Below are 13786 nucleotides of genomic sequence, written 5' to 3'. Positions count from 1 at the left end.
TATACCACTGGGCTCTAGGGATTTACAACAAAATGTGATGACGCCCTGCATCTACTGAGGCGAGAGCACCGATAATCAAATCTGCAATCTCAGATTTACTTATCGTTAAGGCCATCTAGGAAGCGTTCAGCATCCAGTGCAGCCATACAACCTGTACCGGCAGAAGTGATTGCTTGGCGGTAGTTGTGGTCCATTACGTCACCCGCAGCGAATACGCCAGGGATGCTAGTTTGTGTTGCGTTACCTTCAAGACCAGACTGAACGATGATGTAATCATCTTTCATGTCCACTTGGCCTTTGAAGATTTCAGTGTTTGGTTGGTGACCGATAGCAATGAATGCACCCATTACTTCGATGTCTTCTGTCTTATCAGACTGAGTATCTTTAATGCGAACGCCAGTTACGCCCATATCGTCGCCTAGAACTTCGTCTAGCGTGCGGTCAGTGTGAAGAACAATGTTGCCGTTCTCTACTTTGTCCATTAAACGCTTCACTAGAATCTTTTCAGCGCGGAACGTGTCACGGCGGTGAACAAGGTGAACTTCAGACGCGATGTTAGACAGGTAAAGTGCTTCTTCAACAGCGGTGTTACCACCACCCACAACTGCAACTTTCTGGTTGCGGTAGAAGAAACCATCACACGTTGCACAAGCAGAAACGCCACGGCCTTTGAATGCTTCTTCAGACTCTAAACCTAGGTACTTAGCTGATGCACCCGTTGAGATGATCAATGCATCACACGTGTACTCACCAGAATCGCCTTTAAGACGGAAAGGGCGGTTTGATAGATCGACTTCGTTAATGTGGTCGAACAGGATCTCTGTTTCAAAGCGCTCTGCGTGCTCTTTCATGCGATCCATTAGAGCTGGACCCGTTAAACCTTCAGGATCACCCGGCCAGTTTTCTACTTCTGTCGTGGTTGTAAGCTGACCACCTTGCTGCATACCGGTAACAAGTACAGGGTTTAGGTTTGCACGAGCAGCGTAAACTGCAGCTGTATAGCCAGCAGGGCCAGAACCAAGAATCAATAAATTACAGTGCTTTACGTCGCTCATGAGGACTCCGAAATTGAAATTGTTTTTATTTATAATCGCTTAGGATTGTATGGAAAATATGGAGGCAATAAAAGTGTAAACAAGGGCTGAAGTGTAATTAATCGTTATACGTTAGAACTTAATGGAGACAAACGTTTTCGTGGCTGGAAGATCAGTGAAAACATGCAAAGGCTTTAGGGTATTGGAATGAGGGCTATGGCTGAGTCCTTTAGACTAAAAGAGTTGGGAACAGTTCAAAATGCTATATGACAGTATGGAGTTGCCGACAGGCCAAGTCGTGAGGCCACAGCAAATATTAGCAGGGATTGCACTTTGGGGATCCAGTCTGAGTTGGAAATTAAAACTTCCACTCACTTACTAAGGCTATAGCAAAAGTGAAGATATAAAAAAGGCTCCATTGGAGCCTTAAAAGTTAAATTAGGCAGTTGCTAGTTCTGCAGAAACTAAGAAAACTAATGTTGAAGCGGTCATATGAAGCATATATGAGACTATATGTTCTGGGATTTCCGAGGTTTCAGAACCTTGACCATGCCCACTTAACTTATTTCTACCAGTTGGCACACTGCTTTCTAATAGGCTTCGTAAAGAAGTCATTTTTTGTTGCCAAAAAACCGGAATTAATTCGTTATCAAAACAAACTTGTATTAGGCCTTTAGATGTAACATTGGGTTGATATTTCCAACCTCTCTTATCGCAAATAGACTTCATTGTACTTTCAAAAGATTTTAAGCATTCGTTTAATGATTCTTTATAACGCTCATTACGATAATGTTCGTGAGCCAAAAGGAATTCTTGTTGAGCTCCTTCATAGTGGGAACTATTCAGCAATCTAAGCGCAGGTTTAACTACTTCTGAATGAATTAACTCAGAATCTACTCTTAGTATTTCATCACCTTCGTATTGGAAACCGAATGAGTGCTCTTTACAGCGATGGTTTAGTTCCTCGATAGCTTCATCAGCGATTGCCTCTGGATTGTTTTTATATAGGTAAACGTCATCGCGAGTTAAAGTGTTGATAACGTTGAACGTTAATTCAACAGTATCAAGTAATTTTTCAACATCATCTTCTTTCAGAAAGTAATCAATAAGCTCTTGCCAAAAGAAGCGCTGTCCATATGTCTTTGAATGAGGCAATTGAAACAAACCATACTCACGACATAAGGTTTCGACAATGAATTTGTAAGCGTCTTTTACTCTATATGAATGACAGTACTGCTCATGATCACCTAAAGCATCGTGCCAAATATGGACAATCTGAACTTTTAAAGAGCTTGGCATTGAGTCATATACATAAACGTCAGGTACATCACCTCGTAAGATTTTTTGTCTTTTCGAGTATAAATCAAATCTTCCCACTATCTTTACCTTCTCCAAAATCAAACGGTCAACTATGAAACTGCAAGCAATCAAACTAGTGGATTAGATTATCACTATATTAAAAATTCTATAAGAGTAATTATGAGGGATTAGATGGTCACATCACATCAAGGAGAAAGAAGCCGGGCTCATTGAGTTCGGCTTTTTATTTTTCCTGCAATTTATTGAAATACCAATTCAAGGCGTAATACGTGGTTGGAGACAACCTACATGGAAGTGACCCATTAAAATCGACTAGATTAAAAATTAGGGATATTATGCATTCAAACTACTAATGAGAGAAATATCGTGAGTGAACCTGAAGAACCTATGTTGAAACTCATGCGTGACTTTGCGACTGAGAAATCGATACCTATTTCCAGTGCAGCTAGTAAATTTGTATCTCAGGCCTCAAACGGTCAATACAATTTTTTTAACAGGTACATGCTTGAAGAGACCTTAATATTTTTCAAACGACAAGACCCTTACTGGATTACCACAGTTGATTTTGACGTTAGAACACATGGTGCTGATCTTAGACTAGAGCTTATTGATGCTTCTGGTAATAGTGTTGTGATATTACCAAATAGCAGAACCCCTTATGTACATAGTGAATTAGTAACCTTTAAGGTTGGACATGCAGCTAGTCAAATATCTGTAATAAGTGGTGGTGAAAAACCAGTTAGCCTAGCAACCTTAAGTATTTCTGGGCGAAATATCGGTGAGCTAGTTGATCTAATGAAGTCGGCTAGTTTTACTTGGAAAAATCTAGAATACTCTTATCAACAAATTAGAGAGGTTGTCGCCTCTGATTTGGAAGTTGAAAAAACAGAGGTTTTGCGGTTAAAAAGTGAATCGGCAGACGTCGAAAGTAGGCTTTCTCACTTAAAACAAGCAATACAGCTTGATGAAAAACAAGCTAAAACTGTCTCAAAGTATCTGTCAGATATTGAGAGCCAACATAACGTCCTAACTGGACAAGTTGAGAAACTCCTAAAAGACAAAGCAACACTATCAACGTCTAATCGTAAAGTTGAGAGTGAACTAGTGGATAGAAATGCTCAATTAGAAAATATTTCAGAAAAATTGGAGGATACTCAAGAAAAGCTCAAAGCGTTCAAAAGTGAGTCCTCCCTTTACAGTGAAGACTTCTCAGAATACAAAAGTGAAATAAATCGGCAGAACACAGTCTACAAAATGATTTTGGTATTTTTGTTGATGGTTGGATCCGTAATTAGCGTCAATATGTATGATGGTGTTAGGCAAATGTCTTCTGACCTTCAATTTAACTTTGACATCTGGAGCCTACTAGTAAGTAGACTACCGATTATAAGCTTAAATATTTTCCTACTTGGGGTTTGTTCAACAATTTTTTATAAAATGATCGAGCTTCTTACCAAAAATAATGAACGCTTGTCTTTAACAAAACAAGTGGCATACCTTGTAAAAGAATGTACTGATAGTCAATCAGAAGACTTAATTTTAGATGATGAACAAATTCTTAAACAGCGTATTTCAAATAAAATGTTGTTAATTAGGGAGTTCATTAATAGTCAATCAGCGAGTAATTTTGACAATTCAAAAAGTCCGAGTCTTGATAGCAAGTTTGACGAGTTAAAAGATGCTTTGCTTCAAAAAAAAGTTCCTTAACAAGAAAAAAAGCCCATATTAACCTGTTCGTATTTCGAATTTGCCCCCCGTGATACAACACGGGGATTCATAACGAACAGTATTAAAAGAATGGATAACTTTTAGTAGGGCAAAAGCTCATAAACAGGATGCGAATGAGTAAAAGGTCCAAGCAACTTTGGGGCATTAACGTGTTAGAGAAAAGCGCCTAACATTTTCGAAGACCTCTGATGCTCTTGGCTGTCAAAAATACTAACTAAATTCCTTTCGCAATATTTCACTTCAAGAAATTGACATAAACCACATCATCAATTCGAATTAGCGGCACACCGTTTAAAGCTGAGTGTTTTCGTGACTGAAAGGCCAGTGAAGCTGCGGTGTAAAGGGAATAAAATTGATTTGAGGGCGGCCGAGTTCCCCCCGAACTCGACCTGTTCCAGACGCGCAAGCAAAGGCGTTTGGTTTCTGGCTTACTTATAAATTAACCAATTTCAGTTTGTTGTGTAAATAATCAATAGCTTGGCAACTGATAGGTAGGTCGTATTTCGCTGTGCAAAAGCATAGAAATGAATGATGGCGAGCGTGGTGCCTGAGTTCATGCAAGGAGGCTGGCGTATTGAAGCGAAAGGGCTGACACAATATGAAACATAGCTTGCTAGTTTATAATATCGTTAAATTTAAATTTGTAGGTATTTATAACTAGCTAGTAGAGTGTGCTAGTTTTAAGAGTTGGTCATCTTTTATTCTGGTGTTATACACTGCTTTTTAATTTCAAGTTGGATTTAGCGTCTGAATTATTAAATCTGACGGGATAAATGATTGTTTAATGTTGATTTGGCAAGATCTTCAAGTATCCTTTATGTAAACAAAACGTTAAATGTCGAAAGTAAATTAACAATCATTAAGGAGTCGATGATGTTACATGCTCACGAAAATACCCTACATATTACCCACCTCAGTAACCACGCGGTTGAGGAGTTGTCACCATCATTCTCTAAGCTACCAAGCACAGAGCATGCGGATGGTCAGTTTCGATTGAGAAGATACTCGGTGGTTCAATTCAGTAATGGACAAGTCGTTGAGCAAGACAAACATAACTTTGTTCAGCCTGAAAACATTAATCACTTTCAAGGTGACGTTGTTCGTCAGTTCGAGCCGATTGAAGCGAATATTTTAGGCAGTGAAGGCATGCAAGAAATGTGTGAGCTGTTTATTGAAACCAACGGACTTGAAGACGGGCAAGAAATCGAAATCCATCAGATTCGAATTGCCGCTATTTTTGAAGAAACTCAGGTTGCCCCTGAAGGTGTCCACCAAGATGGTTTTGACCACATCGCTTTAATCGGTGTGAACCGTCACAACATTGTGGGCGGTGAAATCATGCTGTATCAAGACTCACATGAAGCGCCATTCTTTAGAAAGGTGTTGGGCGATGGCGAGGTTGCGATGCTGGCAGACAGTAAGCTTTGGCACAATGCACAACCGATTCGCACCATAGACCACGATGAGATGGGCTATATGGATGTGTTTGTTCTAACAGCTAAGGATGCGCGTAATGTCCTTCACTCTTAATGATGTGCGCCAACAGTTTAGTGCTTTAGGCCAATATCATAACGGCAAGCCTGTGACCTTTTTTGATGGGCCAGGTGGCTCTCAGGTGCCTGAGAATGTTTTAGCTTCAATGACCGAATACCTAGGGCATTTCAATTCAAACCTAGGCGGCCACTATTTTTCTAGCCAAAAGACCACAAGCTTAATGCAGCAAGCGCGAGAAGCGGCGCAAGCACTGCTTAATGCGGAGTCTTCTGGCAACGTTGTGTTCGGTGCGAACATGACATCTCTGACCTTCCAACTGAGTCGAGCGATCAGCCGCGATTGGAAAGAGGGCGATGAAGTTATCGTCACGGCGTTAGACCATTACTCAAATGTATCGAGCTGGCAGCAAGCGGCAGACGACAAAGGCGCGATTGTTCGCCAAGTTCGCGTAGACGAGTCGGATTGCAGTTTGGATATGGCGCATTTTGAATCGCTGCTTAACGAGAAAACCAAGCTTGTCGCGGTGACGTTTGCTTCGAACACGACAGGCTCGATTGTTGATATGACGAAAGTGATCGAACTTGCACATCAGCATGGTGCGCAGGTTTATGTCGATGCAGTGCATTACGCACCTCATCACTTGATTGATGTTCAGCAGTTGAATTGTGACTTCTTAGCGTGTTCAGCTTATAAGTTCTTCGGCCCACATGTGGGTATTGCTTATGTTGCGCCGCAATGGCTGCACACGTTAAAGCCTTACAAGGTTGAGCCAGCGACAAACATTGGCCCAGGTCGATTTGAGACAGGCACGCAAAGCTTTGAAGGCCTTGCTGGTGTGATTGCGGCGGTAGATTACTTGGCGCAGTTAGGCGATCCCGCCGATTCATTGCGTTCTCGTTTAGAGCAAAGCTATGCGCTTTATAATAAGCATGAAAGCCAACTCAGTGAGTACTTCCTTAAACGCTTGTCCGATCTTGAAGGGGCAAAGCTTTACGGGAAAACCGAATTTGATTCGAACCTAAGAACCCCAACGTTTGCGATTACCTTTGATAATCACTCTCCAGAGTTCATCGCCAAGAAGTTGGGGGAACATAATATCTGTGTGTGGAACGGACATTTCTACGCATTAGGTTTGGTGAAACAGTTGGGTATTGAAGAGCAGGGCGTGGTGCGTATTGGTTGTATGCATTACAACTCGATTGAAGAGATCGACTTGCTGTTCAATGTACTTGAAGGGATCTTGCGAAGTAACTAGCAAGAAGTAACTAGCAAGAAGTAACTAACACCTGGATGGTTACAAAATTAGAAAAGAGCATACTTCCTACTCAATATTATTGAGAGAAGCATGCTCTTTTTGTTCCATGGACTTATATCTGTTTAACGAAGTCTACTAAGACAGCTGCTTAACCAGAGCTGCACCAACTGCGTGCGCACTGGTTGGGTTCTGGCCAGTAATCACTCGCTCATCAACAATCACAAGCTCTTGCCAAGGTTGAACCTTGTTGAAACGCGCTGCGCTGCGAGCAAGAGACTCTTCCAATAAGAATGGGGTGTCGTTGATGGTGCCAAAGTCGATTTCTTCTTCACGTGTAAAACCAGTCACCGATTTAGAGCTCAATAGCTTCTCGCCGTTGCTTAAAACAATCGGAAGCAGTGCAGCTGGGCCGTGACATACTGATGCGATCACACCGCCATCTTCATAATGCTTAGCGGCAATCGTTGCGAATTGCTCGTCGGTTGCTAAGTCAGAAAGTAGGCCGAATCCACCTGGGTAGAAGATAGCATCGTAGCTTTCTACGTTAATTTGGCTTACAGGAATCGTGTTGTTAATGCGGTTCTGGAAGTCATCGTCAGCCAAGATCTCTGCGTTTACTGAATCACCTTCAATATCGGTTCCATACAACGGGCCTTTACCACCCTTGATAGAAGCGATGTCGTACTCAAAACCCGCAGCAATGATCTCTTTCAGAGCATGAGTCAGTTCAGGCGCGTAAGTACCGTTCGCTTGATCTGTGTCGCCTAGTGTTGCGTGGTTAGTTACAGGTATTAGTATTTTTTTCATGATTCGTCCCTTTGAGCACGTTTGTTTGGTTTCAGCGTCGTTGTTTAGTCATCCGCGTTTTTAAGACAGACATCAGTGTTTTTAATAGAGATACCGCTGTTTCGTTACCTGTAATACTAGTAGTAAACCATTTGAGTGATAATATACCGAATAGGCAAAACATTATTGCTATATAGCAATAGTAAGATGTGAATTAGTCGAATGTGAATTCGTTAGACGTAAACAGGTGAAGTATGGATAGCTTTGAAGGGATTAATGAGTTTGTTGCGGTAGCCGAATGTCACGGATTTTCTGCAGCAGCAAAACAACTGGGTTGCAGTACCAGTCATGTAAGCCGCCAAGTTTCAAGGTTAGAAGAGAGAGTGGGTGTGGCACTGCTTGCACGCTCTACACGAATGGTGAGCCTGACCGAATCGGGTCACACCTATTATCAGCAGTGTAGAGATTTGGTCATTGGGCTTCAGCAAGCGAACGAGCAAGTGACTTCTCAGCAGACTCAGCTTAGCGGTACTTTGCGTGTGAGTGCGGCAGGCGCGTTTGCAGAAAATCATGTCGCGGCGGCGCTGATGGAGTTTGCTAAAGAGCATCCTGAGCTCACCATAGAAATGAATTTCAATACCAAGATGGTTAACTTCATCGAAGATGGCATCGATTTCGCGATTCGTTATGGCCGATTGGACGATTCAGGATTGGTGGCAAGAAAGCTCGTCGATCGTCCAATGGCGGCAGCAGCCAGTAAAGACTATATAGAGCAATTTGGTACGCCGACTCATCCAGAGCAGTTAAAAATGCACAGCTGTATTATCGCCAACAGTGATCAGTGGCTATTTGAGAAAGAGGGCAAGCCGTTAAATGCAGTTCGAGTACATGGGCGCTGGCGCAGTAATAATTCGAGTGCAGTACTGAAAGCCTGTGAAGAGGGGCTTGGTGTTGTCTACCTACCTAAGAGCAGTTTCAATGGTGGCCTTAGTAATGGAAAGCTTGTCCCGGTGCTAGAAGAGTATTGGGGAGCAGGAACCAGCAGTTGGGTCGTATATCAAAACCGTCGTTTTTTACCTCAGAGAGCAAGATTGGCGATCGACTTCTTAGTCGCTTACTTTTCGGATTGGAATGAATAACCGACAAGGTTTCAAGCTAACAGCCAACAAGATAGAAGTGAATAATAAAAGGATTTCAAAAGAGTCGTGATTAGCTCTAGCTATCGATTTTAGAGCGGAAAACAGAAAAGCTAATGCTTACATAGATATACGTTATCTTTTTTTGTTTTTTGACGCGAGTAATAGGATTGAGATACTTGTCTACTTTTAGTGACTCGTGTTAGCGATAGAATTGTAGAGAAGCCCGTAGCAGTACGATATACTAGATACCATATTAATGCCCCTAACGCGTGAAAGATTGTGTGGAAGCGTTGGCAGGATGTGTTGTTATGCTCCAGTTTGTGGAGTATAGCGAGAGTGCGGAGTTGGCAATGTCTTCAATAAATTTCGAATCCACGTACGGTGTAATAACTATTCAAGATATGAATGTAGTTAGTGTTGACGCTAATTATGCTCGCATCTATGGATACCAATCACCCGAAGAACTACTTACTAATATAGATAGCTTCCTAGATCTAATCTCAGAAGAATACCATGTTTTAGCCTATCAAAATTACCTTGAAACGATCAGTGGTCAACGCGATCCGCAGGTCCACACCTATGTTAATGTTGATCGTAATGGTCGAGAGTTCACAGTGTTCTCTATTGACCATGTGACAGAGTGGCAAGGTCGGCCAGCACTGCAAGTCACGGTGATCGACCTTTCCCCTGCGATCCAGCTACAAAATGCGGTGCGTGAACAAGATAAGATGTATCACGATATGATCATGCAATCAGGGCAGGGCATCTTGGTTCACCGAGAGTTCAAACCGCTGATGGTCAATCAATCGTGGGTTAAAATGCAGGGTGGTTCTTCCATAGAAGAAGTTTTAAAGCTGGACTCTATCCTTACATTGGTGCCAAAGCAGAATACGGATGGCATCAGTAAGCACTATCAAGCGATCGTGTCGGGTGAATTGTCGGGAACCAGCACTGTGGTTGAAAACATTGGGTTCGATGGCATTCATCGATTCTTCAATATTTACGATAATGCGATTACTTGGCAAGGTCAGCCGGCCGTTCAGGTTGTGCTCGAAGATGTGACTCAAAAGGTGATGTTGGAAAAGCAATTGGTTCATCAAGCGAATTACGATGAAATGACTGACTTACTCAATCGCAGAGCGATTTATGAGTGGTTAAGGGAACATATTGCCTCTGATACTCATGTCGTTAGTATGCTGCTTGATATCGATGACTTTAAATCGATCAATGATACTTACGGCCATATGGTGGGCGATGAGGTTATTTGCGCATTGGCCAACATTACTAAACGTAATGTTGAGAGAGTGGGTGGTGTGGCAGGCCGCTGGGGTGGAGAAGAGTTTATTCTCTTTATTCCCAATGCGTCACCTAACGTTTCGCGAGAAGTTTCTGATCAGATCAGACAGCAATTTAATCAGGTCGAGTTCAAAGTGGGCGAACAGATTCGTTTTAATGTGAGTGTGAGTATCGGAGTGAGTGATAGTCGATCTTGCGAAGGGAAAGTGTCCATCGATGCACTCGTCAACCTCACAGACCAATCGTTATATCGAGCCAAAGCGAATGGAAAGAACTGCGTGTGCGGAGAAGTGTTTGTCAGCGATATAAGCCAAGCATTACCGCACTAGACGACTTCAATCTATTGAGTAAACTCGATCAATTTAGCACACTCAATCAATTTAGAAGCATAAGTAATAAATCTAGAAGCTTAAGTAACAAAGCTAACTAGGGTGTCACCCCGTTATAATGTTTGGTCATGATACAAAAATGCCCTCAAGCAATTGCTGAGGGCATTTTAGTTTTAGCTCATCAAAGCCGTTTAGCTTTCACCGATCAAAGCCGTTTCGCTTTGGTTTATCAAAACAGCGATCATCTCAAAACCGTTGGCTTACTAAGCAGAAACTTCTACTTCGTAAGAGCCAAATTTACGGATGTTAATCACACCAGTATCCAAGATAAGGTATTGGCCTTTAATGCCTTGCAGCACGCCAGATACTTCAGGGTTCTTATCAAAGTTGTGCGACACAATCTTCACCGGGTGCTGCTCAACTGGGTAGCTCAGTGAAGTGATGTTCTCACTAAGAATCTCGATTGCATCGTCGCCAAACTTCGCTCTGATCTCTTGAATCTTATCTTCTACTAGTGGCAAGAGTTCTTTGGCTTTTTCTACCAACTCCATATCGTCACCGTCGCCTTTTAGCAACGTGCGCCAGTTGGTTTTGTCGGCAATGTGTTTGGCTAACTCAACTTCAATCAGGCCAGAAATCTGACGAGTTTTCACTTTCAAGATTGGTAGGCCTTGAGTAGCACCTTGGTCAATCCAGCGAGTCGGGATTTGAGTATGACGAGTGATACCCACTTTAAGGCTTGATGTGTTCGATAGGTAAACGAAGTGATCAACCATGCAGTTCGCTTCGCCCCATTCAGGCTCACGACAAGTACCTTCATCGTAGTGGCAAGTTTCTGGCTTCATGATGCACATGTCGCAGCTTGCTAGCTTTCTCATGCACACAAAGCAGTGGCCTTGAGAGTAGCTTTTCTTGGTTTTCTTGCCACACGAGCAGCAAAAAATATTACCGGTGTGAGTGAGGTTGATGGTTTTACCAATCAGAGGGTTTAGCTCTAAAAACTCTTCACCGACAGGTAAACGGTAGGTAACCGCACCATCGAGCGAAGCACTCATTTTCTTGAGTGTTCCTTTTGCTAATAAAGACATGACATTACTCGTTGTATTTTGATTATTATTTCGTCGACTCGGACGCTCTGTAAGCAGGCGCTACGGTTAACGATGATTATGCGATGAGTATAACAAATAGAGTCCGTTTAATACGCAATATTACTTGATTATTGCGATGGATAATTGATGAGTAAACGCTCGCTCAAAATTATGGTATGACATTTTGTTCAGGCGTGATATAACGTTTTTAGTAAATTATTGGCATTAAGATCACTAATTTACCTAACTTATTTTTTATCGTGAAATCCCAACTATAGGGACCTTAAGCCGGAAGCTTAGACGTGAAGTGGATCCATAAAATAGTCATCTTTTTAGTTATCACGACACTGGCGATTGTCCAGTATTACCGTGTGAGCGGAAATCGTGTGATAACGGCAATTACGCCGGATAAATATGAGTTTATCGCGACCAGCGATCAAGTGGATAGAGGCGTCAGTACGTCCCAATTATCTTATCAAAATGGCCAGTATATTCTCGACTGTGAGCTTAAAAAGTCTGAGTATCCGTGGCCTTATTGCGGCCTATCGATTCGTATCAACCCAGACATTACCACTGGCCTTGACCTTTCTCAGTACCACACCTTTAGAGTCAATATTGATTACCATGCGGAGGCCGATTCTAGCGGTCGTTTGCGAACTTACCTGCGTAATTACAATCCTGCTTATTCGGTTCCTGATGACGAGTACACGCATAAGTACAACGGAATGGAGTTTTCTCCAGGCGTGGATGGTGGTGTGATTGAGATTCCGATCAAAAACCTGCAAGTAATGACATGGTGGTTAGCGGATAACGAGATTGCGCTAGAGCATTCAGCGCCTGAGTATTCGAATGTGAATATGGTCGAGTTTGCTACTGCGTCTGGAGCGAAGCTGGGCCACCACAGAATAGTCATCCGCAGTATTGAATTTGAAGGCTCTTATATATCCGCAGAAAGTCTGTTCTTGATTCTACTGTTTGTTTGGGTTGGTACGGGCACCGTATTCTTATTGTCTGAGTTAAACCGTTCAAGAAAACGCATGGTGCTTGCAGAGAAAAGACATCATCACTTAAAGAACGTCAATCGAGCACTGAGAGAGCAAAACTTTGAGTTTTCAGAAAAGGCTCATCGTGATGAACTGACTGGGATTCTCAACCGACACGCGATTCGTGATTGGCTAAAAATGCAGTCTCAGCAGGTAAAGCAGGGGCATGGAAAGTTGAGTATGTTGTATCTCGACATTGACTACTTCAAGAGCGTCAACGATAAATACGGACACCAAATGGGTGATCATATTTTACGAGAATTCAGCATGGTGGTCGGCAGTTCGATCAGCGCGACAGATAAATTGGTGCGCTGGGGCGGTGAAGAGTTCATTGTTTTTTGCCCGGAGACTGATCTTGGCGAAGCACAGAGAAAGGCTGAGAAAATACGACTGTTGGTCAGCCAACACCTTTGGGTTCATGGCGATCCACTTACTTGCAGTATCGGTATTGCTGAGATGAAACAAGAGCGGGTGACAGAGACCATTGCTCGCGCTGATGAAGCTCTATATCAAGCGAAGCATTCAGGCCGAAATCAGGTGATCTTGAGTCACTAATCTGAAAATTGTTTTGGTTAGTTTATAAGCCACACGTGCATATGTGACGTGTGGCATTTTTATGGGCGCTATATGAGTTTACCCTCTAGAGCCTTTGTTGATTTGCTTGGATAGCGTATAAAAAATGATATCACTGTTCTTTAAATGTTTGCTTGGTGCGGCGGCTGTTCTGTTGATTGCGCTGCTGTCGAAAAGTAAGAGCTTTTACATCGCAGGCTTAGTGCCGTTGTTTCCAACCTTTGCTCTGATTGCTCACTACATTGTTGGCACGGAACAAACCATGGTGGAGTTACGTACCACGGCACTCTTTGGCTTGTTCTCGCTTGTGCCATACGCGGCTTATCTTGGCGCGGTGTATGTGTTCAGTTATCGCTACAATTTGGTATCGACGCTTTCTTTAGCCACTGTCGTTTGGGTTATGTGTGCTTCTATGCTGCTGTTAGGTTGGACGCGTTTGGTGCCAAGTGTGGCGTGAGAGCCAGATTTTAGAACGGTAATGAGTGCTTGGTAGTTGATACAGAAAAGGTGACAAGCTGACACAAAAAAGGTGGCGCGGGGCCACCAAAAGGGAAAAGCGTTTCTTGTTTTTAGATGCCCGTTTAGCTGGTTTTGTTAGTTAAACTGGTCTTGTTAGTTAAACTGGTCTTGTTAGTTAAACTGATCTTGCTAGCTGAGCGGGCATTTTTGTACTGGTTGAGCCGGGGGAAGCTGCAACCAGA

11 protein-coding genes and 1 pseudogene are annotated in these 13786 nt (G+C 42.7%); 8 read left to right on the top strand and 4 right to left on the bottom strand.

Annotated elements, in window-relative coordinates; translation table 11 throughout:
- Positions 1-95: 95 nt before the first annotated feature.
- Positions 96-1055, bottom strand: a complete 960-nt coding sequence (gene trxB, locus OCU90_RS10610; RefSeq protein ID WP_061021606.1) for a thioredoxin-disulfide reductase — start codon at positions 1053-1055, stop codon at positions 96-98.
- Positions 1056-1272: 217 nt separating this feature from the next.
- Between trxB and OCU90_RS10605 the strand changes: the two are divergent.
- A pseudogene (locus tag OCU90_RS10605) lies at positions 1273-1424 on the top strand (regulator); the annotation flags it as partial.
- 48 nt (positions 1425-1472) lie between these two features.
- Here OCU90_RS10605 and OCU90_RS10600 read toward each other — a convergent pair.
- Positions 1473-2411 (bottom strand): STM4504/CBY_0614 family protein, encoded by a 939-nt coding sequence (locus tag OCU90_RS10600; RefSeq protein WP_061021603.1) that lies wholly within the window; start codon positions 2409-2411, stop codon positions 1473-1475.
- Positions 2412-2720: 309 nt separating this feature from the next.
- On the opposite strand from OCU90_RS10600, the gene OCU90_RS10595 reads away from it, so the two are divergent.
- From OCU90_RS10595 to OCU90_RS10585, 3 genes are all read left to right on the top strand, one after another.
- A complete protein-coding gene (locus tag OCU90_RS10595; protein ID WP_061021602.1) occupies positions 2721-4061 on the top strand; it encodes a hypothetical protein in 1341 nt (446 codons plus the stop codon).
- An 894-nt stretch (positions 4062-4955) separates the two neighbouring features.
- The gene (locus tag OCU90_RS10590) at positions 4956-5612 is read left to right on the top strand and encodes a 2OG-Fe dioxygenase family protein (RefSeq protein ID WP_061021600.1); all 657 of its coding nucleotides are present in this window, start codon (positions 4956-4958) and stop codon (positions 5610-5612) included.
- Entirely contained in the window at positions 5596-6831 is a 1236-nt protein-coding gene (locus OCU90_RS10585; protein ID WP_061021597.1) for a cysteine desulfurase-like protein, read from the top strand. Before OCU90_RS10590 ends, OCU90_RS10585 begins: the two co-directional genes overlap by 17 nt.
- A 135-nt stretch (positions 6832-6966) precedes the next feature.
- Here the strand turns inward: OCU90_RS10585 and OCU90_RS10580 are convergent, their stop codons facing one another.
- A complete protein-coding gene (locus tag OCU90_RS10580) occupies positions 6967-7638 on the bottom strand; it encodes a type 1 glutamine amidotransferase domain-containing protein (protein ID WP_061021595.1) in 672 nt (223 codons plus the stop codon).
- A gap of 233 nt (positions 7639-7871) precedes the next feature.
- Between OCU90_RS10580 and OCU90_RS10575 the strand changes: the two genes are divergently transcribed.
- Positions 7872-8756, top strand: coding sequence for a LysR family transcriptional regulator (locus OCU90_RS10575; protein WP_061021593.1), 885 nt, complete (start codon positions 7872-7874; stop codon positions 8754-8756).
- 401 nt (positions 8757-9157) lie between these two features.
- Positions 9158-10381, top strand: coding sequence for a sensor domain-containing diguanylate cyclase (locus OCU90_RS10570; protein WP_061021898.1), 1224 nt, complete (start codon positions 9158-9160; stop codon positions 10379-10381).
- Positions 10382-10644: 263 nt separating this feature from the next.
- Here the strand turns inward: OCU90_RS10570 and OCU90_RS10565 are convergent, their stop codons facing one another.
- Positions 10645-11469 carry a DUF2797 domain-containing protein gene (locus OCU90_RS10565; protein ID WP_061021591.1) on the bottom strand — a complete coding sequence of 275 codons (825 nt, stop codon included), beginning with the start codon at positions 11467-11469 and terminating at the stop codon, positions 10645-10647.
- Positions 11470-11771: 302 nt separating this feature from the next.
- On the opposite strand from OCU90_RS10565, the gene OCU90_RS10560 reads away from it, so the two are divergent.
- Positions 11772-13067 (top strand): GGDEF domain-containing protein, encoded by a 1296-nt coding sequence (locus tag OCU90_RS10560; RefSeq protein ID WP_061021589.1) that lies wholly within the window; start codon positions 11772-11774, stop codon positions 13065-13067.
- Between the two features lie 124 nt (positions 13068-13191).
- Positions 13192-13542, top strand: a complete 351-nt coding sequence (locus OCU90_RS10555) for a GlpM family protein (protein WP_004733411.1) — start codon at positions 13192-13194, stop codon at positions 13540-13542.
- Positions 13543-13786 lie beyond the last annotated feature (244 nt).

This window comes from Vibrio splendidus (assembly GCF_024347615.1).
Taxonomy (GTDB): domain Bacteria; phylum Pseudomonadota; class Gammaproteobacteria; order Enterobacterales; family Vibrionaceae; genus Vibrio; species Vibrio splendidus.
Note: the sequence above shows the minus strand (reverse complement) of the source record. Positions and strands in the feature narration are given on the sequence as shown.

Bases quoted from the DNA above. Each gene is read 5' to 3' on its own strand.
- trxB (WP_061021606.1), bottom strand. From the start codon at position 1,055: ATGAGCGACGTAAAGCACTGTAATTTATTGATTCTTGGTTCTGGCCCT.
- OCU90_RS10590 (WP_061021600.1), top strand. From the start codon at position 4,956: ATGTTACATGCTCACGAAAATACCCTACATATTACCCACCTCAGTAAC.
- OCU90_RS10585 (WP_061021597.1), top strand. From the start codon at position 5,596: ATGTCCTTCACTCTTAATGATGTGCGCCAACAGTTTAGTGCTTTAGGC.
- OCU90_RS10580 (WP_061021595.1), bottom strand. From the start codon at position 7,638: ATGAAAAAAATACTAATACCTGTAACTAACCACGCAACACTAGGCGAC.
- OCU90_RS10575 (WP_061021593.1), top strand. From the start codon at position 7,872: ATGGATAGCTTTGAAGGGATTAATGAGTTTGTTGCGGTAGCCGAATGT.
- OCU90_RS10570 (WP_061021898.1), top strand. From the start codon at position 9,158: ATGAATGTAGTTAGTGTTGACGCTAATTATGCTCGCATCTATGGATAC.
- OCU90_RS10565 (WP_061021591.1), bottom strand. From the start codon at position 11,469: ATGTCTTTATTAGCAAAAGGAACACTCAAGAAAATGAGTGCTTCGCTC.
- OCU90_RS10555 (WP_004733411.1), top strand. From the start codon at position 13,192: ATGATATCACTGTTCTTTAAATGTTTGCTTGGTGCGGCGGCTGTTCTG.